Below are 20,850 nucleotides of genomic sequence, written 5' to 3' on the forward strand. Positions count from 1 at the left end.
CAGGTGCGGGTGGGGCGAGGGGGCTGCCGAAGGGGGCCAAGGAGTGTCCCGTCGGTCCGGCCTGATCGACGGGACGCGGTCTACGGGTGGTCGACGAGGGGGAGGAGTTCGCCTGCGGGGCGGGGGCGGGTGTGTTCGTGCTGTTCGAGGCCGAAGGTGGTGAAGGCGGTGCGTGGGGGCTGGGGGTAGGGCTCTTTGCCGGTGAGGGTGTTGAGGATGGCGGCGCTGCGCCAGGCGGCGAGGCCGAGGTCGGGGGCGCCGACGCCGTGGGTGTGGCGTTCGCCGTTCTGGACGAAGATGCTGCCGGTGACGGAGGGGTCGAGGATCATCCGGTAGCGGTCGTCGATGCGGGGGCGGCCGGCGGAGTCCTTGCGCAGGTAGGGGTCGAGGCCTGCGAGGAGGCGGGTGAGGGGGCGTTCGCGGTAGCCGGTGGCGAGGACGACGGCGTCGGTGGTGAGGCGGGAGCGGGCGCCTTGTTCGGTGTGTTCGAGGTGGAGTTCGACTTTGGTGGTGGCGACGCGTCCGGCGGTGCGGACGGTGACTCCGGGGGTGAGGACGGCGTCGGGCCAGCCGCCGTGGAGGGTGCGGCGGTAGAGCTCGTCGTGGATGGCGGCGATGGTGGCGGTGTCGATGCCTTTGTGGAGTTGCCATTGGGCGGGGACGAGGTGGTCGCGTACGGGTTCGGGGAGGGAGTGGAAGTAGCGGGTGTAGTCGGGGGTGAAGTGTTCGAGGCCGAGTTTTGAGTACTCCATGGGGGCGAAGGAGGGGGTTCGGGCGAGCCAGGTGAGGCGTTCGCGGCCGGCGGGGCGGGCGCGGAGGAGGTCGAGGAAGACTTCGGCGCCGGACTGGCCGGAGCCGATGACGGTGACGTGGTCGGCGCCGATGATGCGTTGGCGGTTGTCGAGGTAGTCGGCGGAGTGGATGACGGGAACGGTGGGGGCTTCGGCGAGGGGGCGCAGGGGTTCTGGGATGTGGGGTGCGGTGCCGATGCCGAGGGCGAGGTTGCGGGTGTAGGTGCGGCCGAGGGCTTCGGCTTCGCCGGAGGGGTCGAGTTGGGTGAAGTCGACTTCGAAGAGGTCGCGTTCGGGGTTCCAGCGGACGGCGTCGACCTGGTGGCCGAAGTGGAGTCCGGGGACGCGGCCGGCGACCCATCGGCAGTAGGCGTCGTATTCGGCGCGGTGGATGTGGAACTGCTCGGCGAAGTAGAAGGGGTAGAGCCGTTCCTTGTGCTTGAGGTAGCTGAGGAAGCTCCAGGGGCTGGCGGGGTCGGCGAGGGTGACGAGGTCGGCGAGGAAGGGGACTTGGAGGGTGGTGCCGTCGATGAGGAGGCCGGGGTGCCAGCGGAAGTCGCGGCGCTGCTCGTAGAAGGCGGTGGCGAGTTCGCCTGCTCCTTGGTGGGGGAGGCCGTGGGCGAGGGCGGCGAGGGACAGGTTGGACGGTCCGATGCCGATTCCGACGAGGTCGTGGGGTGCATCGAGCTGGGCGGTCATCGGTGGGTACTGCCTTCCAGGAGGGCGATGAGGGTGTCCAGGTCTCCCGCCGTGGTGTGCGGGTTGAGCAGGGTGGCTTTGAGCCAGAGGCGGCCGTCGGCGTGGGTGCGGCCGAGGACGGCGCGGCCTTGGTGGAGGAGGGTGCGGCGCAGGGTGGCGACGTCGTCGTCGGTGGCGTGGGTGGGCCGGAAGAGGACGGTGGTGATGGTGGGTGGGGCGTGGAGTTCGAAGCGGGGGTGGGCGTCGAGGAGTCGGGCGAGGTGGTGTGCGAGGTGGCAGGTGTGGTCGATGAGGTGGGTGAGGCCGTCGCGGCCGAGTGAGCGGAGGGTGGTGGCGATCTTGAGGGCGTCGGGGCGGCGGGTGGTGCGCAGGGAGCGGCCGAGGAGGTCGGGGAGTCCGGCTTCGGTGTCGTCGGTGGCGTTGAGGTAGTCGGCCTGGTGGGCGAGGGGGGCGAGGAGGGTGGTGTCGGGGACGGTGAGGAGTCCTGCGGCGACGGGCTGCCAGCCGAGTTTGTGCAGGTCGATGGTGAGGGAGTGGGCGCGGCCGAGTCCGGTGAGTTTGTGCCGGTGGTGGGGGCTGAGGGCGAGGAGGCCGCCGTATGCGGCGTCGATGTGGAGGTCGGCGCCGTGCTGGTCGCAGAGGTCGGCGATGGCCGGGAGTGGGTCGATGAGGCCTGCGTCGGTGGTGCCGGCGGTGGCGGTGACGAGGGTGGGGCGGGGGGTGGTGGCGAGGGCGTCGGCGAGGGTGGCGGGGTCGAGGACGCCGGTGGGGGTGGGGAGTTCGGTGGCCGGCGGGAGGCCGAGGAGCCAGGCGGCGCGGGGGATGGAGTGGTGGGCGTTGGCTCCGTGCAGGACGGTGAGGTGGGGGCCGTGGCGTTCGCGGGCGAGGAGCAGGGCGAGTTGGTTGGATTCGGTGCCGCCGGTGGTGATGAGGGCGTCGGGGTGGGGGGTGTCGTGGAACTCGGCGGCGAGGGCGCGGGTGAGGAGGGCTTCGATCGCGGAGGCGGCGGGGGCCTGGTCCCAGGAGTCGAGGGAGGGGTTGAGGGCGGCGGCGGCGAGGTCGGCGGCGACGGCGACGGCGAGGGGTGGGCAGTGCAGGTGGGCGGCGCAGTGGGGGTGGGCGGGGTCCGCGGCGCCGGCGGCGAGGGTGTGGACGAGGGTGCGGAGGGCTTCGTGGTCGCCGGTTCCGTGGTCGGGCAGTACGTCGCCGAGTGCAGTGCGGGCGTGGGCGGTGACGGTGGCGGGGCCGCCGGCGGGGAGGGGGCGGCCGGAACGGTCCTGCGCGCCGGTGCGGAGGGCGTCGAGGACGGTGTCGAGGAGGGGGCGCAGGGCGTGCGGGCCGGTGGCTCCGCCGGCGAGCGGGTTGCCGTGCGGCGCTGTCAACGGGACCTCCGGGGGCTGGCGGGGTGCCGTGCGGTGCGGGACACCCGACCAGTACAACGATCAGACCCGAATGGGGTAACCGCCGGGGTTTGTCCGGCTCGGCGGTGGCGTTGCCGGGTACGGGGTTGCCGGGCCCGGTGCCGGTGCCGGCCGTGCCGCAGGCGGCCGCCGGGGTCGGGGTCGACCGTGCGCAGGCGGGCCGGCGGTGCCCGTGGCGGCCTTGCGCAGGCAGGCTGCCGGGGGCGGGGGCGGCGTTGCCGCAGGCGGGTTGCCGGTGCCGGGGGCGGGGTGGGGTGCCGTCCGGGACTGCATGATTTATGGCGCCTCGGGCCGACCTGCCCAGACGGGCTGCGGTTGCGCCAACAAATCACGTTCTACGTCCCGGACAGCACCCCACCCCGTCCCCGTCACCGGCCGCGCGGCCCCGCTCCCCCGTACCGGGCGGTCCCGTGAAGGCGCCGTACATCATGCGGTCCCGGGCGGCACCCCGGAGCGGCACCGGCCCCCGTTCCGCCGAGCCCCCCGCAGGGGCCCCGCAGGGTCAGCCTCGGACGCGCAGGGCTCGGGACAGGTCGTCCAGTTGGTCCACGAGCTTGCGGCGCAGCAGCGGGATGAGGTCCGGGTCGGTGAGGGCGGCGCGGCCCGCCTTGAGGTTGGCTTCGTCGACGGCGTACGCCGGGAAGGCGTAGCGGCCCGCGGCTTCGCCGATGGCGGGTCCGCGGCGGGCGCCGAGGGCGATGGCGTCGGGGTAGTAGCGGGTGACGTACTCGGCGGTGAGGTCGGCCTGTTCGGGCTGCCAGAAGCCCTGGGCGGTGGCGCTGAAGAGGTAGTTGGACAGGGTGTCGTCGTGGAAGAGGCGGTTCCAGGCGGCGGCCTTGGCGTCGGGGGTGGGGAGGGCTGCGCGGCAGCGGGCGGCGCCTTCCTCGCCGGTGGCGCTGGGGTCGGCGGCGAGGGCGGCGTCGATCTCGCCGGCGCCGATGGCGCCGAGGACGGCGAGGCGGCCGAGGATGCGCCAGCGCAGTTCGGGGTCGAGGGCGGGGCCGCCGGGGACGGTGTCGTCGGCGAGCCAGGCGGCGATGGTGTCGGGCTGGGTGGCGCTGCCCACGAGGGTGCGTACGGCGGTGAGCCGCATGCCGGGTTCGGAGCCGTCCTCGGTGCGGCGGAGCAGGTCGCGGGCGATGGTGGTGAGGGTGCCGAGTGCGGCGGTGCGGTCCTCGGGGGCGATGTAGCGGACGGCGACCTCGGTGCGGGCGAAGGTGAGGACGCCCTGGACGATGGCGAGGTCGTGTTCCTCGGGGAGGTGGGCCTCGGCGGTGGCCAGGTAGTCGTGCGGGTCGAGTTCGCCGTCGCGGACCATGTCGCGCAGGCAGTTCCAGACGACGGCGCGGGTGAGGGCCTCGGGGATGCCGGAGAGGCCGCGCAGGACCGTTTCGAGGGAGGTTTCGTCGAGGCGGACCTTGGCGTAGGTGAGGTCGGCGTCGTTGAGGAGGAGCAGTGCGGGGCGCTCGCCGCCGGCCGAGATGATCTCGTCGGTGGGGACGTCGAGGTCGAGGAGTTCGCGCAGTTCCAGGATGCGGCCGTCGACGGGGTCGCGGTCGTAGACGCCGACGGCGATGTGGTGGGGGCGGCTGCCGGTGCGGTCGACGGTGAGGGTCCAGCCGTTGGTGCCCGCGGGGTCCTCGATACGGGGGGTGAGGGTGTCGATGCCGGTGGTGCGCAGCCATGCGTCGGCCCAGCCGCGGACGTCGCGTTCGGTGTGGGCGGCGAGGGAGTCGATGAAGTCGGCGAGGGAGGCGTTGGCGAACTTGTGGCGGGCGAAGTGGGTGTTGATGCCGGCGAGGAAGTCCTTTTCGCCGAGCCAGGCGACGAGCTGGCGCAGGGCGGAGGCGCCCTTGGCGTAGGAGATGCCGTCGAAGTTGAGGAGGGCGGAGGCGGTGTCGGGGACGTCGTCGGGGGCGACGGGGTGGGTGGAGGGGCGCTGGTCGGCGTCGTAGCCCCAGGGCTTGCGGGTGACGCCGAAGTCGGTCCAGGTGTCGGTGAAGCGGGTGGCTTCGGTGAGGGTCTGGTAGCCCATGTATTCGGCGAAGGACTCGTTGAGCCAGATGTCGTCGAACCAGGCGAGGGTGACGAGGTCGCCGAACCACATGTGGGCCATTTCGTGGGCGATGACCATGGCGCGGGACTGGCGTTCGGTGTCGGTGACGGCGGAGCGGTAGATGAATTCGTCGCGGAAGGTGACGAGGCCGGGGTTCTCCATGGCGCCGGCGTTGAATTCGGGGACGAAGGCCTGGTCGTAGGAGTCGAAGGGGTAGGGCTCGGTGAATTTGACCTGGTAGCGGTCGAAGCAGGCCTTGGTGATGGAGAGGATCTCGTCGGCGTCGGCGTCCATGTGGGGTGCGAGGGACTGGCGGCAGTGGATGCCGAAGGGCAGTCCGGCGTGCTGGGTGGTCACGCTGTGCCAGGGGCCTGCGGCGACGGCGGCGAGGTAGGTGGAGATGACGGGGGTGGGGGCGGACTGCCAGATGCCGGCACCGTCGGTGTCGCGGTCGGCGAGGCGGGTGGTGATGCCGTTGGCGAGGACGGTCCAGTCGGCGGGGGCGGTGACGGTGAACTCGAAGACGGCCTTGAGGTCGGGCTGGTCGAAGGCGGGGAAGACCCTTTGGACGTCGTCGAGGAACATCTGGCTGTAGACGTACGTCCGGCCGTCCGCGGGGTCGGTGAAGCGGTGCAGGCCCTCGCCGGTGCGGGAGTAGCGCATGCGGGTGTCGAGGTGCAGCTCGTGGGGGCCCTGGGTGAGGCCGGTGAGCGGCAGCCGGTTGTCTTCGAGGGCGGCCGGGTCGAGGGGGTTGCCGTCGAGGGTCGCGGAGCGCAGGAGGTCCGGCTTCAGCTCCACGAAGGTGTCGCCGGTGGTGCGGGCGGTGAACCGGATGACGGTGGTGGAGTCGAAGGTGTCGTCGTCGCCGGTGAGGTCGAGGGTGACGGCGTAGTGGTGGACGTCGAGGAGCTGGGCTCGGAGCTGCGCTTCGTTGCGCTTGAGTGCGGACATGGGGCCATGCTGCCGCAGTGGGCGGCAGGAGCCCGAGCTACTGCTCTTCGCCGGCGGCGATCGTCTCGTGGTGGCGGATGACCTCGGCGATGATGAAGTTGAGGAGCTTCTCGGCGAAGGCGGGGTCGAGCTTGGCGTTCTCGGCGAGCTGGCGGAGCCGGGCGATCTGGCTGGCCTCGCGGCCGGGGTCGGCGGGGGGCAGTTGGTGGCGTGCCTTGAGGTGGCCGACCTGCTGGGTGCATTTGAAGCGTTCGGCGAGCATGTGGACGACGGCGGCGTCGATGTTGTCGATGCTGTCGCGCAGGCGGGCGAGTTCGGCGGTGACGTTGTCGTCGATGCCGTCGGGGGTGGCGTCCTGGCCGTCGCCCGTGCCGTTGTCGAGGTCGCTGATGTTCATGGTTGTCGAGAATACGTGGCGCGGGCCCGCAGGTCGCGGGGGTAGTCGGCCTGTGAGACGGGGCCGGGTCACGGGGGGGAGGACGGCGGTGACGGCCCAGCCGCCTTCGGGGCGGGGGCCGGCGGTGGGGAGGCCACCGAGGGCCTGGGCGCGTTCGGCGGTGCCGGCGAGGCAGTGGCCGCCGCGGGCTTTCCCGGAGAGGCGGGCGGGTCGGCCGCCGTTGTCGGTGGTGCGGGCCTCCGGGCCGGTGGGCTGCGAGACGGACCGGCCGGCCCGTCGCCCTGCGGCCTCAACCTGCGTGGCCGGGCCGGCGTCCTTGAGGAGGAAGCCGGACGCTCCGCCGTGGAGCGCTGCGTGGACGTATTTCGTCGGGGTCGGAGGTGGTGACGATGACGGTGCGTGGCCGGTTGCTTCCGGGCGGGCGGCGGGTGACGTCGAGGCCGTCGAGCTTCGGCATGCGGATGTCGGGGAGGGTCGGGCCGCGGCCGCGGCCGCGGGGCGGGCCGCCGGGTGGGTGTGGCGGGGCCGGGGCGGCGGTGTGCCGGTCTTGCGGTACGTCGGTCCACGGTACGGGGGCGGACGCGGGTGCGCCTCGTCCTTCCGGCCGGTTCGCGGGTGGCCGGAAGGACGAGGCGGTGGGGGGACTACAGGGTCGCCGCGGCGCTCTTGATCTGGGCGGCGAAGGTGGAGACCTCGGTGTAGACGCCCGGGTAGTCGGGGCGGGCGCAGCCGATGCCCCAGCTGACGATGCCGACCTGGATCCAGGCTCCGGCGTTGTCGCGGCGGAACATGGGGCCGCCGGAGTCGCCCTGGCAGGTGTCGACGCCGCCCTGGTCGAGGTAGCCGGCGCAGATCTCCTCGCCGGGGACGAGGTCGCTGTAGGCGGCGTTGCAGTCGGCGTCGGAGACGAAGGGGACGGTGGCCTTCATGAGGTAGCGCTGCTGGCCGCCGCCTTCGCGGGTGGCGCCCCAGCCGGCGACGGTGAAGGTGCCGTTGTCGTAGGCCTTGGTCTCGGCGATCTTGAGGGTGGGCAGGTTGATGGGCTTGGCGAGCTTGATCAGGGCCCAGTCCTTGCCGGTGCCGTTGTAGCCGGGGGCGCGCAGGACCTTGGTGGACTTGACCTTGATGGCGCTGGTGCTGTTGAGGTCGACGACTCCGGCGGTGGCGGTGATGGAGGTGTTGTTGCCGGAGCCGCTGACGCAGTGGGCGGCGGTGAGGACGATCTGCTGGGTGTAGAGGGCGCCGCCGCAGCCCATGGAGAGGCGCACCATGAAGGGGAATTCGCCCTGGGCGGCTCGGGTGCCGCCCACGACGGGGGCGGTGCCGGCGGTGGCGGTGCCGGGCTGGAGGCTGACGGCCGCGAGGGCGACGGCGCCGACGGCGAGGGTGCGCTTCATGAATCGCACAAGGCTGGACACAGTCAACACACTGCCTTTCGTGGGGGGTTGGGCCGTGCGTGTCATCGGGGAATGACGGGTCCATGACACATCAGGAGGATGGCGGCCAACAAGAAGGCAGTTTCGGCCAACTCCCTCCGGAGCGGGAGGGATTGCGGTAAAGGGGCACCGGATGACGAAGAACGGCGGGCGGGGCGGGACCATCGAGCACGGATTTCCGCACCTGGCGACCGTGCGCGCATCGATCACCGCGCTGTTCCGGCGCATGTCGGCCGACGGGGTCCGCGCCTACGCCACGAGCCTCTCCCCCGCCGACGCGGCCTTCGACGCCTCCGACGATCTGCACCTGGGAGCGCAGCGGGTGGCCTCGGCGGTTGTGCGCGCGCTGCGGCTGCCCGATGTGCGCACGGTGGTCGCGTTCCGCCCGATGGAGGAGGCGGCCGTGGTGGAACTGACCGCGGGTCCCGAGTACTTCATCGAGGTCAGCGACCGTTTCCGCATCCACCGGCGGGACCTGGCGGCGGCGCTGTCGCACGAGATCGCCCACGTGCTGCTGCACCGGCTGGAACTGGCCTTCCCCGATCCGGCGGAGAACGAGATCCTCACCGACACCGCCGCCGCCTACCTGGGGGCGGGCTGGCTGCTCCTGGACGCCTACCGGGAGGACGCCCTCACCCACCAGAGGTTCGGCTACCTGACGCCGGAGGAGTTCGGCTACGTCCTGGCCAAGCGGGCCGCGCTGTTCGGCGAGGACCCGTCCGCCTGGTTCACCAGTCCACAGGCGTACGAGGCCTACGTGCGCGGGAGCGCGCGGGCGGCCCGGGACCACCGCCGGGCGCCGCTCGCCGCGGCCGGCCCGCTGGCGCGGCGGCGGTACGCGAGGGCGCGGCGCGGCGGGGCCGCCCCGGCCGGTGCGGCGTACCGCTTCGAGCCCGAGGCCTCCGGCCCGGGGCTGCGGGTCGCCTTCCCGTGCCCGGTGTGCGCGCAGCGGGTGCGGGTGCCGGTGCGCGGACGGCTGCGGGCGCGGTGCGGCCTGTGCGGCACGGTGCTGGACTGTGACACGTAGCGGGTGTCCTGGTCCGCACGCATATGGCTTGATCATTCACCGGTCGGTCGCGAAAAGTTTCCTACCGGCCAGTAGACACGGGTGCGGTTCTCGCCAACTCTGGTCACGTCCCTGCCAATTCGTGTCCGAGGAGCGCCCCCACATGCTCACTTTCCGCCGTACCCGAACGACCCGTACCGCCGCCGTCGGCGTGGCCGCTGCGGCCGCCGTCCTGACGCTCGTTCCGGCCACCGCCGCCCAGGCCGCCCCCGTCACCGCACCCGCACGCGTCGCCGCCGCGGCGAACACGTCCGCGCCCGGCGGGAACGCGGCGATACTCGGCATCGACTACGCCACCTGGCAGCGCGAGGTGGCCGCCATCGTCGACGCGGCCCGCCCCGCCATCGAGCAGCGCATCGCGAACTCGCCCGCAGGCGAGAAGCCCGCCCTCGTCCTCGACATCGACAACACCTCGCTGGAGACGGACTTCCACTGGTTCTGGACCTACCCGACCCCCGCGATCGCCAAGGTCCGCGCGCTGACCCAGTACGCCCACGCGCGCGGCGTCGCCGTCTTCTTCGTCACGGCCCGCCCCGGGATCATCCACTCCCTCACCGAGTACAACCTCAAGGCCGTCGGCTACCCGGTGTCGGGGCTCTACGTCCGCGATCTGCCCGACCTCTTCGAGGAGGTCAGCAAGTACAAGACGGCCAAGCGCGCGGAGATCGAGGCGCGCGGCTACACGATCATCGCCAACATCGGGAACAGCCCGACCGACCTGGTCGGCGGTCACGCGGAGCGGACGGTCAAGCTCCCGGACTACGACGGCAAGCTCTCCTGACGCACGGGGAACCACCCGGTTCCCCTTCGTTCACGGCCTGTGCGCACGACCCGCGCACAGGCCGTCCGCACAACATGATGGCCTGACTGCGGTTCAGCGGGCGGACCCAGCGGGTAGTCATACCTCAACGCACCGACGAAGACTCGGACCCGACCCCTCGCCAGGGGGCCGGGCCCGCTTCCGTTTCCGGCGTCCGCGGGCGGCTCCGGCGCCGGGCCGCCGGACACCCCCTAGCGCGACCCGTACACCGGCAGTGGGGCCCGTGCCTCGGCCAGCAGTTCGACCGCCGTTTCGCCCGCCTCCGCCGGGGTCCGGCGGGCCCCGTGGTCGGCGGTGGGGCCCGGCCGCCAGCCCTCCATCACGGTGATCCGGCCGCCCTCGGTCTCGAAGACCCGCCCGGTGACCCCGGCCGAGGCGTCCGCGCCGAGCCAGACCACGAGCGGTGAGACGTTCTCGGGGGCCATGGCGTCGAAGCCGCCGTCTTCGGGCGCGGCCATGGTCTGCGCGAAGGTCCGTTCGGTCATGCGGGTCCGCGCTGCCGGGGCGATCGCGTTGACCTGGACCCCGTACGGGCCCATCTCGGCCGCCGCGACCAGGGTCAGGCCGAGGATGCCCGCCTTGGCCGCGCTGTAGTTGCCCTGTCCGACGGAGCCCAGCAGCCCCGCCCCGGAGGAGGTGTTGACCACCCGGGCGGCCACGGCGCGGCCCGCCTTCGCCTCCGTACGCCACCATGCGGCCGCCGACCGCAGGGGCAGGAAGTGCCCCTTCAGGTGGACCCGTACGACCGCGTCCCAGTCGTCCTCGTCCAGGTTCACCAGCATCCGGTCGCGCAGGAAGCCGGCGTTGTTGACCAGCGTGTCGAGGCGCCCGTAGGCGTCGAGGGCGGCCTCCACCAGGGAGTCCGCGCCCCGCGGGGTCGCGACGTCCCCGCCGTGCGCGACGGCTTCGCCGCCGAGCGCCTCGATCTCGCGGACCACCCGCGCCGCCGGGCTCTCCGGTCCGGGCAGCCCGTCCAGGCCCACGCCGAGGTCGTTGACGACGACCTTCGCCCCTTCCGCGGCGAAGGCCAGGGCGTGGGCCCTGCCCAGCCCCCGCCCCGCGCCCGTCACGATCACGACCCGGCCCTCGCACAGTCCCGCCATCTCAGCTCTCCTTGTTGACAGTCGCCGCATCCAGGAACGCCGGGCGCTCCCCGCCGCCGTGCACCAGCAGGCTCGCCCCGCTCACGTACCGCGCCCGGTCGGAGGCCAGGAAGACCGCCGCGTCCCCCACGTCGGCCGGTTCGGCGAGCCGCCCCAGCGGGACGGTCGCCCCCACCGCTTCGATCCCGGCCTCGTCCCCGTAGTGCAGGTGGGCGAGTTCGGTCCGCACCATGCCGAGGATCAGCGAGTTCACCCGTACCTCGGGCGCCCATTCGACGGCCATGGACCGGGCGAGGTTCTCCAGGCCGGCCTTGGCCGCCCCGTAGGCCGCCGTCCCCGGTGAGGGGCGGGTCCCGCTGACGCTGCCGATCATCACGACCGAGCCGCGGGTCCGTCCGAGCCAGGGGCGGGCCGCCAGCGAGGCCGTCATCGGGGCGAGCAGGTTGAGCTCGACGACCCGTGCGTGGCGTTCGGCGTCGCCCTCGCCGAGCAGCCGGTACGGGGTCCCGCCGGCGTTGTTGACCAGGCAGTCGAGCCGTCCGTACCGGCCGGCGACCGTGTCGAAGAAGTCCCGTACGGCGCCGGTGTCGCGCAGGTCGAGCGCGGTGAAGGACGCCTCGCGGCCGTCCGCCGAGACCGGTTCGTCCGGGGGCCTGCGGGCGCACACGGCGACCTCCGCGCCGGCCGCGAGGAACGACCGGGCGATCCCGGCGCCGACGCCCCTGGTTCCGCCGGTGACGACGACAACCCTCCCGTCGAGCTCCATCGGCTGCTACCTTCCTCACCTAACAAATGTTTGGTGGAAAGGTAGCTGATCCTCTCATGGGTGTCTCCACCTCCCGCCCGGACAAGGGCGTCGCACTGGTCACGGTCGACTTCCCGCCCGTCAACGCGCTGCCCGTGCGGGGCTGGTACGACCTCGCCGACGCCCTGCGGGGCGCGGGCCGCGACCCCGAGGTCCGGTGCGTGGTCCTCGCCGCCGAGGGCCGCGGCTTCAACGCGGGCGTCGACATCAAGGAGATGCAGCGCGACACCGGCCACGCGGCCCTCATCGGCGCCAACCGGGGCTGCTACGAGGCGTTCGCCGCTGTCTACGAGTGCGAGGTGCCCGTCGTCGCGGCCGTGCACGGCTTCTGCCTGGGCGGCGGGATCGGCCTGGCCGGCAACGCCGACGCGATCGTCGCCTCCGAGGACGCCGTCTTCGGCCTGCCCGAGCTCGACCGGGGCGCGCTGGGCGCCGCCACCCACCTGGCCCGGCTGGTCCCCCAGCATCTGATGCGCGCCCTCTACTACACCTCGCGCACCGCGACCGCCGCCGAACTGCACGCCCACGGCTCGGTCTGGCAGGTGGTCCCGCCCGGGGCGCTGCGCGGCGCCGCCCTGGAACTGGCCGCCGAGATCGCGCAGAAGGACGGCTACCTGATCCGGCTGGCGAAGGCGGCCATCAACGGCATCGACCCCGTGGACGTGCGCCGCAGCTACCGCTTCGAGCAGGGCTTCACCTTCGAGGCCAATCTCAGCGGGGTCGCCGACCGGGTCCGCGACACCTTCGGGAAGGAAGAGCGCGCATGAGCGACAAGTCCATGACCGTCGACGAGGTGGTCGGGCAGCTGCGCAGCGGGATGACCCTCGGGATCGGCGGCTGGGGGTCCCGGCGCAAGCCGATGGCCCTGGTCAGAGCGCTGCTCCGGTCCGAGATCACCGATCTCACGGTGATCTCGTACGGCGGTCCCGATGTCGGCCTGCTGGCCGCCGCGGGCCGTATCCGCCGGCTCGTCGCCCCCTTCGCCACCCTCGACTCCATCGCCCTGGAGCCGCACTTCCGGGCCGCCCGGGAACGTGCCGCCTTCGCCCTGACCGAGTACGACGAGGCCATGTTCATGTGGGGTCTGCACGCCGCCGCCAACCGGCTGCCCTTCCTCCCCGTCCGCGCCGGCCTGGGCTCGGACGTGATGCGGGTCAACCCGGAACTGCGCACGGTGACCTCGCCCTACGGCGACGGCGAGGAGCTCGTCGCCGTCCCCGCCCTGCGGATGGACGCCGCTCTGGTCCACCTCAACCGCGCCGACCGCCTCGGCAACGCCCAGTACCTGGGCCCGGACCCGTACTTCGACGACCTGTTCTGCGAGGCCGCCGACGCCGCCTACGTCTCCTGCGAGCAGCTCGTGGAGACCGCCGAGCTCGCCAAGGCCGGCCCGCCGCAGTCCCTCCTCATCAGCCGGCACTCCGTCACCGGGGTGGTGGAGACCCCGAACGGCGCGCACTTCACCTCCTGCGCCCCCGACCACGGCCGCGACGAGGCCTTCCAGAAGCTCTACGCGAGCACCCCCTGGCCCGAGTTCTCGGCCCGCTTCCTGTCCGGGGCGACCGAGCACGACTACCAGTCGGCCGTCCGGACCTGGCACGAGGAGCAGCAGTGACCCCGACGACCGCCACCGGAGACACCGGAAACACCGGCACCGGCACCGGCACCGGCGACACCACCGCCCCCACCGGCCCCACCCGTGCCGAGTACTGCGTGATCGCGTGCGCCGAGGCCTGGCGGGGCGACGGCGAGGTGCTCGCCAGCCCGATGGGCCTGATCCCCTCCTTCGGGGCGCGGCTGGCGAAGCGGACCTTCTCCCCCGACCTGCTGCTGACGGACGGCGAGGCCATGCTCGTCGGGCTGGACGGCACGCCCGAGGGCTGGCTGCCGTACCGGCGGCACCTGACCATGGTCACCGGCGGCAGGCGGCACGTGATGATGGGCGCGAGCCAGATCGACCGGTTCGGCAACCAGAACATCTCCTGCATCGGGGACTGGGAGCGGCCGGCCCGGCAGCTGCTCGGGGTGCGCGGCGCACCCGTCAACACCGTGAACAATCCGGTCAGTTACTGGATCCCCAGGCATTCGACGCGGGTCTTCGTCGAGCGTGTCGACATGGTCAGCGGGGTCGGCCACGACCGGGCCGCCGAGGCCGGGGTGACCCGTTTCCACCGGCTGCCCCGGGTGGTCAGCGACCTCGGCGTCCTCGACTTCACCGGCCCCGGGAACACGATGCGGCTGGCCTCCGTGCACCCGGGGGTCACCGTCGAGGAGGTCCGGTCGGCGACGGGCTTCGAGCTGGCGCTTCCCGAGGAGGTCCCGTACACGCGGGAGCCGACCGCGCACGAACTGCGGCTGATCCGCGAGGTCATCGATCCCAAGGGGCTGCGCGACGGGGAAGTGCGGGGCTGATCCGGTGGAGACGGCGTTCACGAAGCTGGTCGGGGTCGAGCACCCCCTCGTGCAGACGGGCATGGGCTGGGTCGCCGGGCCCCGTCTGGTGTCGGCCGCGGCGCGCGCCGGCGCCCTGGGCATCCTGGCCTCGGCGACGATGACCACGGACCAGCTGCGGTCGGCGGTCCGCGAGGTCCGCTCCCGCGTCCCGGAGGGGACCCCCTTCGGCGTCAACCTGCGCGCGGACGCCGGGGACGCGCCCGAGCGGGTCCGGCTGATCATCGACGAGGGGGTGAAGGTCGCCTCCTTCGCGCTCGCGCCCTCCCGGGAGCTGATCGCCCGGCTGAAGGACGCGGGCGTGGTGGTCATCCCGTCGATCGGGGCCCGGCGGCACGCCGAGAAGGTGGCGGCCTGGGGCGCCGACGCGGTGATCGTGCAGGGCGGCGAGGGCGGCGGCCACACCGGTGACGTGGCCACGACCGTGCTGCTGCCGCAGGTCGTGGACGCCGTGGACATCCCGGTGGTCGCGGCGGGCGGCTTCGCCGACGGCCGCGGGCTGGTCGCGGCCCTGGCGTACGGGGCGGCGGGCATCGCGATGGGCACGCGGTTCCTGCTGACCTCGGACTCGACCGTCCCGGACGCGGTGAAGGCCGAGTACCTGCGGGCGACGGTCCGGGACGTCACCGTCACCACGGCCGTCGACGGGCTCCCGCACCGGATGCTCCGTACGGAGCTGGTCGATTCCCTGGAGCGGGCCGGGCGGGCCCGGGCGCTGGTCCGGGCGGTCCGGCACGCGGCGGGCTTCCGGAAGCTGTCCGGCCTGGGCTGGCCGCAGATGGTCCGCGACGGCCTGGCGATGAAACACGGCAAGGACCTGTCCTGGAGCCAGGTCCTGCTGGCCGCGAACACTCCCATGCTCCTCAAGGCGTCCATGGTCGAGGGCCGTACGGACCTCGGCGTCATGGCATCGGGCCAGGTCGCGGGGGTGATCGACGATCTTCCGTCCTGTGCGGAGCTCGTCTCCCGCGTCATGGCCGAGGCCCACTCCGTGCTGGACCGTCTCCACGGGCCGCACGGAGCGCACGCGCCCGGCACCCTGCCACCACCAGGGTGAACCCCCTTCTCCGTCACTGGAGTCGCTCCCATGAGCCGTGTCAGAATCCGCAGCGGGGCCGCGGCGGCCGTCGCCGCCTTCGCCCTCGCCGCCCTGCCGACCGCCGCCCTGCCGACCGCCGCGCACGCGGCGGCGGCGCCCGGAGCCGCAGTCGGTTCCCGGCACCAGCAGCAGGCTGAACCGATCCGCCAGATCGTCCTCCAGGGCGCCGTCAACGTCCGCGACCTCGGCGGCTACCGCACCTGGACCGGCGGCCAGGTCCGCCAGGGACTCGTCTACCGCTCCGACGCACTGGGCAAGCTGACCGACGCCGACGTCACCACCGTCTCCGGTCTCGGCCTCACGAAGGTCATCGACTTCCGCATCCCGATGGAGGTCCAGTACGACGGCGCCGACCGGCTGCCCGCCGGGCTCTCCCCCACCGCACGCCCGGTCAGCGACCTCGGCCTCTACGGGACGCTCGTCGCGGCGATCGGCAGCGGGGACCCCGTCACCCAGGAGCGGATGCTCGGCGGCGGCCGCGCCGAGGCCTACATGCGCGACATCTACCGCACGTTCGTGACGAGCCCCGAGAACCGGGCGCAGTTCGCGGCGACGCTGCGGGACCTCGCGGACGGCCGGCAGGGGCCGGTCCTGTACCACTGCACGTCCGGCAAGGACCGGACCGGGTGGGTGAGTTACGTACTGCTGCGCGCCCTCGCCGTGCCCGAGGAGAGCGCCGAGGGCGACTACCTGGCGTCGAACACCTTCCGTGCCGCCTACGACGCCAGGGTGCGGGCGGGTCTGAAGCAGTCGGGCCGGATGCAGAACCCGGACCTGCTGATCCCGCTCCAGGAGGTCCGCCAGGACTACCTGGACTCGGCGACGGCGCAGATGGAGGCCGACTACGGCAGTTTCTACGGCTACCTGACGCAGGGCCTCGGCCTGGACCTGCAGACGCTGGCGAAGCTGCAGAGCAAGCTGGTCCGGTAGCGGATACGACGACGGGCAGTGCGCGAAGCACTGCCCGTCGTCGTACGCCGCGGGGTTCCGGTCAGACCGTGCGGCGGCGGCCCTGGCCGCCGGTGCCGACCCGGCTGCGCGCGGAGGCCGCCGCGGCACCGCCGCCGGAGCCGCCCGTACCGCGTCGGCCGCGCTCGGCGGAACCGCCGGCCGAGCCGCCCTGACCGCCCTGGCCGCCCTGGCCGCCGCGGCGGGCCTGGCCCGCGCCGGAGGCCGCCGGGGCCTGCCCGGAGCCGCCGCCGGAACGACGGCCGCGGCCGCCTCCGGCCGCCGGGGCGCCGCCCGTGGCGGAGCCGGTACGCGGGCCGCCCGAGCGGCGGCGGGAGCCGGAGCCCGAACCGGAGCCGCTGCGCGCCTTGGGCGCGGGCTGCTGCGGCACCTCCAGCACCACCGGGACACCCGAGGGCTCCTTGGCGCCGGTGAGCCGGGCCAGCTCCTCGTCGGAGGACTTGATCTGCGCGGTGCGCGGGGAGATCCCGGCGTCCGACATCAGCCGCGTCATCTCGCGCTTCTGGTCGGGCAGCACCAGCGTGACCACGCTGCCGGACTCACCCGCGCGGGCGGTACGGCCGCCGCGGTGCAGGTAGTCCTTGTGGTCGGTCGGCGGGTCCACGTTGACGACGAGGTCGAGGTCGTCGATGTGGATGCCGCGGGCCGCCACGTTGGTGGCGATCAGCGCGGTGACCTCGCCCGTCTTGAACCAGTCCAGGGTGCGGTTGCGCTGCGGCTGCGAGCGGCCGCCGTGCAGGCCGGAGGCGCGCACGCCCTCCGCCAGGAGCTTCTTGACCATGCGGTCCACGCCGCGCTTGGTGTCCACGAACATGATCACCCGGCCGTCGCGGGCGGCTATGCGCGTCGCCACGGCCTTCTTGTCGGTCTCGTCCATGACGTACAGGACGTGGTGCTCCATGGTGGTGACCGCGCCGGCCGAGGGGTCGACGGAGTGGCCGACCGGGTCGGTCAGGAACATCTTGACGAGCTTGTCGATGTTCTTGTCGAGGGTCGCCGAGAACAGCATGGTCTGGCCGCCCTCCTCGACCTGCTTGAGCAGCGCGGTGACCTGCGGCATGAAGCCCATGTCGGTCATCTGGTCGGCCTCGTCGAGGACGGTGATCGACACCTGCGAGAGGTCCGCGTCACCGCGGTCGATGAGGTCCTTCAGACGGCCGGGGGTGGCGACGAGCACCTCGGCGCCGCGGCGCAGCGCGCCGGACTGCCGGTTGATCGACATGCCGCCGACGACGGTGGCGATGCGCAGGTTGACGGCCGTGGCGTACGGGCTCAGCGAGTCGGTCACCTGCTGTGCGAGCTCGCGGGTCGGTACGAGGACCATCGCGAGCGGCGCCTTCGGCTGCGCGCGGCGGCCGGCGGTACGGGCCAGCAGCGCCAGGCCGAAGGCCAGGGTCTTGCCGGAGCCGGTGCGGCCGCGGCCGAGGAGGTCGCGGCCGGCGAGGGAGTTCGGCAGGGTCGCGGCCTGGATGGGGAAGGGTTCGGTGACGCCCTGGGCGGCGAGGGTCTTCAGCAGCGCCTCGGGCATGTCCATGTCCTCGAACGCGGCGACCGGCGGCAGCGCGGGGACGGCCGGCTCGGGCATGGTGAATTCCTGCGGCCGGGGGGCGGGCGGGGCGGACTTCTGACGTCCCGCGCCAGCCTTCGGACGCCCCTGGGCCGCTCCTCGTCCCCGGGTGGGGCGGCGGCTGGGTCGTGCGGAGCTGGAGCTGGTCATGCGAGAAAGCCCTCCTGAAACCGGCAGGTAAAACAAAGGTCGAGACAGCAGACAAGCCGGGGCCCGCACCTCTCGGTGCGGACCCCGGCATGCTGAAGGAATTAGGCGGGGATGATGTTCTCCGCCTGGGGGCCCTTCTGGCCCTGCGTCACGTCGAAGGACACGCGCTGGCCCTCGGTGAGCTCACGGAAGCCCTGGGTGGCGATGTTCGAGTAGTGGGCGAAGACGTCCGGACCGCCGCCGTCCTGCTCGATGAAGCCGAAGCCCTTTTCCGAGTTGAACCACTTCACGGTGCCAAGTGCCATGTTAAATCTCCTGAATAGGCGGCAAAGGGCCCCATCCGGAGATTCCGGCAAAAAAACAATAAAAGCGCCTGAGGAACATTCCCGTCAGGCGCACATAAAGTTCATGGGTACCACAACTGCAACGCTCCCTAAGCTAGCACACCTCGGTCCCGAGGTGCGGACGGGTGGGTGTGACCTCCGCCCCCGGTGGTACCGAAAGCCCCTGGTGGCGGGCTCCGCCGCCTGGTTTGATCATGGGATGGCAGCGATCAGAGAGCCCTGGGGGCTCAGTGTGCTCGGCGCGGGCAGCGTGTCCGCCGAACCCAGTCTCGCCTTCGTGGACCTCGCGGTCGACCTCCTCGCCCCGACGCCGAAGGTGGCCTTCGCCGAGGCGGGGGCGGCGGTGGCGCGGCTGCGGGAGACCCTGCGGGAGCACGGGATACCGGACGCGGACGTATCCGGCTCCCGGCTCCGGCTGACCTCGCAGTACAGCGGGTACGGCGCGGAGCGGACCTTCCTCGGCTACACCTGCGAGGCGAAGTACACGGTGCGGACGGAGGCGCTGGACCGGCTCGAGCTGCTGATCGAGGACGCCGTCACGGCCGGTGCGAACCGTGTCGACGACGTCCGCTTCGAGGTCCGCGACAAGCCCGCGATGCGCGACGAGGCGCGGGCCCGTGCGGTCGAGGCCGCCCGCCGCAAGGCCGAGGTGTACGCGGAGGCCTGCGGGATCGATCTGGGGACAGTGATCCACATCGAGGACGTGAACCCGGAGTCGGTCGGCGGCCACGGCCGCAGCGCCGGGCGCGCGGACCACGAGCACGACGGCACGCTGTCGCCTGGCTCGGTGCGCGTCGACGCCGCGGTCCTCCTCGGCTTCGCCCTGCTGCCCGCCTCCTGACTTCCGCCGCGGGGGCGGCCGGCCGGCGGCTACAGGCGTTCGATGATCGTCACGTTGGCCTGGCCGCCGCCCTCGCACATCGTCTGGAGGCCGAACCGGCCTCCGGTGCGCTCCAGTTCGTGCAGGAGGGTGGTCATCAGCCGGACCCCGGTGGCGCCCAGCGGGTGGCCGAGCGCGATGGCGCCGCCGTTGACGTTGACGCGTTCCGGGTCGGCCCCGGTCTCCTTCAGCCAGGCCAGCACGACCGGCGCGAAGGCCTCGTTGATCTCCACCAGGTCGATGTCGGCGAGGGTCATGCCGGTCTTCTTCAGCGCGTACGCCGTCGCCGGGATGGGCGCGGACAGCATGCGGATGGGGTCCTCGCCGCGGACCGACAGGTGGTGGATGCGGGCCCGGGGCCGCAGGCCGTGTTCGCGCACCGCCCGCTCGGAGGCGATCAGCATGGCCGCCGCGCCGTCGGAGACCTGGGAGGAGACCGCGGCGGTGATGGTGCCGCCCTCGACGACCGGTTTCAGGCCCGCCATCTTCTCCAGGGTGGTGTCCCGGCGCGGGCCCTCGTCCGCGGTGACGTCGCCGTGGGGCACGATCTCGCGGTCGAAGCGGCCCTCGTCGGCGGCGCGCACGGCCCGCCGGTGGGAGCGCAGCGCGTACTCCTCCATGTCGCGGCGCGAGATCCCCCACTTCCGCGCGATGAGCTGGGCGCCGTGGAACTGGTTGACGGGGGCGTCGCCGTACCGGGCGCGCCAGCCGGCGGAGCCCGCGTAGGGGCCCTCGGTGAGGCCGAGGGGTTCGGCCGCCTGCCGTGAGGCGAAGGCGATCGGGATCATCGACATGTTCTGGGTGCCGCCGGCGACGACGAGGTCCTGGGTGCCGGAGAGCACGCCCTGCGCGGCGAAGTGCACGGCCTGCTGGGAGGAGCCGCACTGGCGGTCGACGGTGACGCCGGGGACCTCCTCGGGCAGGCCGGCGGCGAGCCATGCGGTGCGGGCGATGTCCCCGGCCTGCGGGCCGACGGTGTCGAGGCAGCCGAGGACCACGTCCTCCACGGCGGCCGGGTCCACCCCGGACCGTGCGACCAGTTCCTTCAGGACGTGGGCGCCGAGGTCGGCCGGGTGGACGGCGGACAGGCCGCCTCCGCGCCGTCCCACGGGGGTGCGTACGGCGTCGACTATGTAGGCCTCGGGCATCGGGACTCCTCGGACGTCGGGTCGGTCAGGTGGGGCGCAGGGCGATCCCGTCCAGGACCATCGACAGGTACTGGCGGGCGATCTCGTCGGGGCTGTGCTGTCCGCCCGGCCGGTACCAGGAGGCGGCCACCCAGACCGTGTCGCGCACGAAGCGGTAGGTGAGGCGGATGTCGAGGTCGGCGCGGAAGACCTCGGCGGCGACGCCGCGTTCCAGGGTCCCCAGCCAGGCCTTCTCGAATTTCACTTGCGAGTCGGACAGGTAGTGGAAGCGGGGCTGTGCGGAGAGGGTGCGGGCTTCCTTCTGGTAGATCGCGACGGCGGCCCGGTGCCGGTCGATCTCGCGGAAGGACTCGGTGACGAGGGCCTCGATGGTCTCCCGGGGGCCGAGTCCGGCGGCGAGCACGGCGTCGTAGCCGTCCCACAGCTCGGTCAGGAAGGCGGAGAGGATCTCGTCGAGCATCGATTCCTTGGAATCGAAGTGGTAGTAGAGGCTGCCGGCGAGCATCCCGGCGGCGTCGGCGATCTTGCGGACGGTGGTGGCGTTGTAGCCCTGGGCGGCGAAGACCTCGGCGGCGGTGTCGAGGAGTTCACGGCGCCGCTCGGGCGAAGGGGTCACCTGCGGCTTCTTCTTGGCTGCCGAGCGGGCTGCCGAGGGGGCCGGGGGCTGGGCTGCGGGCTTGTTCGTGGGCACGCGTCC

At 72.8% G+C, this 20,850-nt stretch carries 19 protein-coding genes; 8 read left to right on the forward strand and 11 right to left on the reverse strand.

Features of this window, described 5'->3' with window-relative positions; translation table 11 throughout:
- Positions 1 to 80: 80 nt before the first annotated feature.
- The 5 genes from NRK68_RS08960 to NRK68_RS08980 form a co-directional block, all read right to left on the reverse strand.
- Positions 81 to 1,490, reverse strand: coding sequence for a lysine N(6)-hydroxylase/L-ornithine N(5)-oxygenase family protein (locus tag NRK68_RS08960; RefSeq protein WP_183069506.1), 1,410 nt, complete (start codon positions 1,488 to 1,490; stop codon positions 81 to 83).
- Complete coding sequence (locus NRK68_RS08965; RefSeq protein WP_257855543.1) at positions 1,487 to 2,872, reverse strand: pyridoxal phosphate-dependent decarboxylase family protein; 1,386 nt, start codon at positions 2,870 to 2,872, stop codon at positions 1,487 to 1,489. Before NRK68_RS08965 ends, NRK68_RS08960 begins: the two co-directional genes overlap by 4 nt.
- A 541-nt stretch (positions 2,873 to 3,413) precedes the next feature.
- On the reverse strand, positions 3,414 to 5,918 hold the full coding sequence (gene pepN / locus NRK68_RS08970; RefSeq protein ID WP_257855544.1) for an aminopeptidase N: 2,505 nt from the start codon (positions 5,916 to 5,918) through the stop codon (positions 3,414 to 3,416).
- 37 nt (positions 5,919 to 5,955) lie between these two features.
- Complete coding sequence (locus NRK68_RS08975) at positions 5,956 to 6,315, reverse strand: chorismate mutase (protein ID WP_183064950.1); 360 nt, start codon at positions 6,313 to 6,315, stop codon at positions 5,956 to 5,958.
- 644 nt (positions 6,316 to 6,959) lie between these two features.
- Positions 6,960 to 7,712 (reverse strand): S1 family peptidase, encoded by a 753-nt coding sequence (locus NRK68_RS08980; protein WP_030963933.1) that lies wholly within the window; start codon positions 7,710 to 7,712, stop codon positions 6,960 to 6,962.
- 172 nt (positions 7,713 to 7,884) lie between these two features.
- Here NRK68_RS08980 and NRK68_RS08985 point away from each other — a divergent pair, with 172 nt between their 5' ends.
- Together NRK68_RS08985 and NRK68_RS08990 are read left to right on the forward strand one after the other, a co-directional pair.
- Complete coding sequence (locus tag NRK68_RS08985) at positions 7,885 to 8,778, forward strand: hypothetical protein (protein WP_183064952.1); 894 nt, start codon at positions 7,885 to 7,887, stop codon at positions 8,776 to 8,778.
- Positions 8,779 to 8,920: 142 nt separating this feature from the next.
- On the forward strand, positions 8,921 to 9,598 hold the full coding sequence (locus NRK68_RS08990; RefSeq protein WP_183064953.1) for an HAD family acid phosphatase: 678 nt from the start codon (positions 8,921 to 8,923) through the stop codon (positions 9,596 to 9,598).
- Positions 9,599 to 9,828: 230 nt separating this feature from the next.
- On the opposite strand, the gene NRK68_RS08995 is transcribed toward NRK68_RS08990, so the two are convergent.
- Together NRK68_RS08995 and NRK68_RS09000 are read right to left on the reverse strand one after the other, a co-directional pair.
- Positions 9,829 to 10,740, reverse strand: a complete 912-nt coding sequence (locus NRK68_RS08995) for an SDR family oxidoreductase (protein ID WP_183064954.1) — start codon at positions 10,738 to 10,740, stop codon at positions 9,829 to 9,831.
- Position 10,741: 1 nt separating this feature from the next.
- A complete protein-coding gene (locus NRK68_RS09000; protein ID WP_257855545.1) occupies positions 10,742 to 11,506 on the reverse strand; it encodes an SDR family oxidoreductase in 765 nt (254 codons plus the stop codon).
- 56 nt (positions 11,507 to 11,562) lie between these two features.
- Here NRK68_RS09000 and NRK68_RS09005 point away from each other — a divergent pair, with 56 nt between their 5' ends.
- From NRK68_RS09005 to NRK68_RS09025, 5 genes are all read left to right on the forward strand, one after another.
- On the forward strand, positions 11,563 to 12,312 hold the full coding sequence (locus NRK68_RS09005; protein WP_257855546.1) for an enoyl-CoA hydratase family protein: 750 nt from the start codon (positions 11,563 to 11,565) through the stop codon (positions 12,310 to 12,312).
- On the forward strand, positions 12,309 to 13,160 hold the full coding sequence (locus NRK68_RS09010) for a CoA transferase subunit A (RefSeq protein ID WP_183064957.1): 852 nt from the start codon (positions 12,309 to 12,311) through the stop codon (positions 13,158 to 13,160). Before NRK68_RS09005 ends, NRK68_RS09010 begins: the two co-directional genes overlap by 4 nt.
- Positions 13,161 to 13,258: 98 nt before the next feature.
- The gene (locus NRK68_RS09015) at positions 13,259 to 13,957 is read left to right on the forward strand and encodes a CoA-transferase subunit beta (RefSeq protein ID WP_257857807.1); all 699 of its coding nucleotides are present in this window, start codon (positions 13,259 to 13,261) and stop codon (positions 13,955 to 13,957) included.
- 4 nt (positions 13,958 to 13,961) lie between these two features.
- Entirely contained in the window at positions 13,962 to 15,053 is a 1,092-nt protein-coding gene (locus NRK68_RS09020) for an NAD(P)H-dependent flavin oxidoreductase (protein ID WP_257855547.1), read from the forward strand.
- A gap of 30 nt (positions 15,054 to 15,083) precedes the next feature.
- Complete coding sequence (locus NRK68_RS09025) at positions 15,084 to 16,025, forward strand: tyrosine-protein phosphatase (RefSeq protein WP_257855548.1); 942 nt, start codon at positions 15,084 to 15,086, stop codon at positions 16,023 to 16,025.
- Between the two features lie 61 nt (positions 16,026 to 16,086).
- On the opposite strand, the gene NRK68_RS09030 is transcribed toward NRK68_RS09025, so the two are convergent.
- On the reverse strand, positions 16,087 to 17,781 hold the full coding sequence (locus NRK68_RS09030) for a DEAD/DEAH box helicase (protein ID WP_183064961.1): 1,695 nt from the start codon (positions 17,779 to 17,781) through the stop codon (positions 16,087 to 16,089).
- Between the two features lie 101 nt (positions 17,782 to 17,882).
- Complete coding sequence (locus tag NRK68_RS09035; RefSeq protein ID WP_030028954.1) at positions 17,883 to 18,086, reverse strand: cold-shock protein; 204 nt, start codon at positions 18,084 to 18,086, stop codon at positions 17,883 to 17,885.
- A gap of 238 nt (positions 18,087 to 18,324) precedes the next feature.
- On the opposite strand from NRK68_RS09035, the gene NRK68_RS09040 reads away from it, so the two are divergent.
- Positions 18,325 to 18,966: an SIMPL domain-containing protein gene (locus tag NRK68_RS09040; RefSeq protein WP_060178946.1), complete on the forward strand. Its 642-nt coding sequence runs from the start codon at positions 18,325 to 18,327 to the stop codon at positions 18,964 to 18,966.
- A 29-nt stretch (positions 18,967 to 18,995) separates the two neighbouring features.
- Here the strand turns inward: NRK68_RS09040 and NRK68_RS09045 are convergent, their stop codons facing one another.
- Entirely contained in the window at positions 18,996 to 20,153 is a 1,158-nt protein-coding gene (locus NRK68_RS09045; RefSeq protein ID WP_183064963.1) for an acetyl-CoA C-acetyltransferase, read from the reverse strand.
- A 25-nt stretch (positions 20,154 to 20,178) separates the two neighbouring features.
- The gene (locus NRK68_RS09050) at positions 20,179 to 20,844 is read right to left on the reverse strand and encodes a TetR/AcrR family transcriptional regulator (RefSeq protein ID WP_373023497.1); all 666 of its coding nucleotides are present in this window, start codon (positions 20,842 to 20,844) and stop codon (positions 20,179 to 20,181) included.
- Positions 20,845 to 20,850 lie beyond the last annotated feature (6 nt).

The organism is Streptomyces yangpuensis (assembly GCF_024666385.1).
GTDB lineage: Bacteria > Actinomycetota > Actinomycetes > Streptomycetales > Streptomycetaceae > Streptomyces > Streptomyces yangpuensis.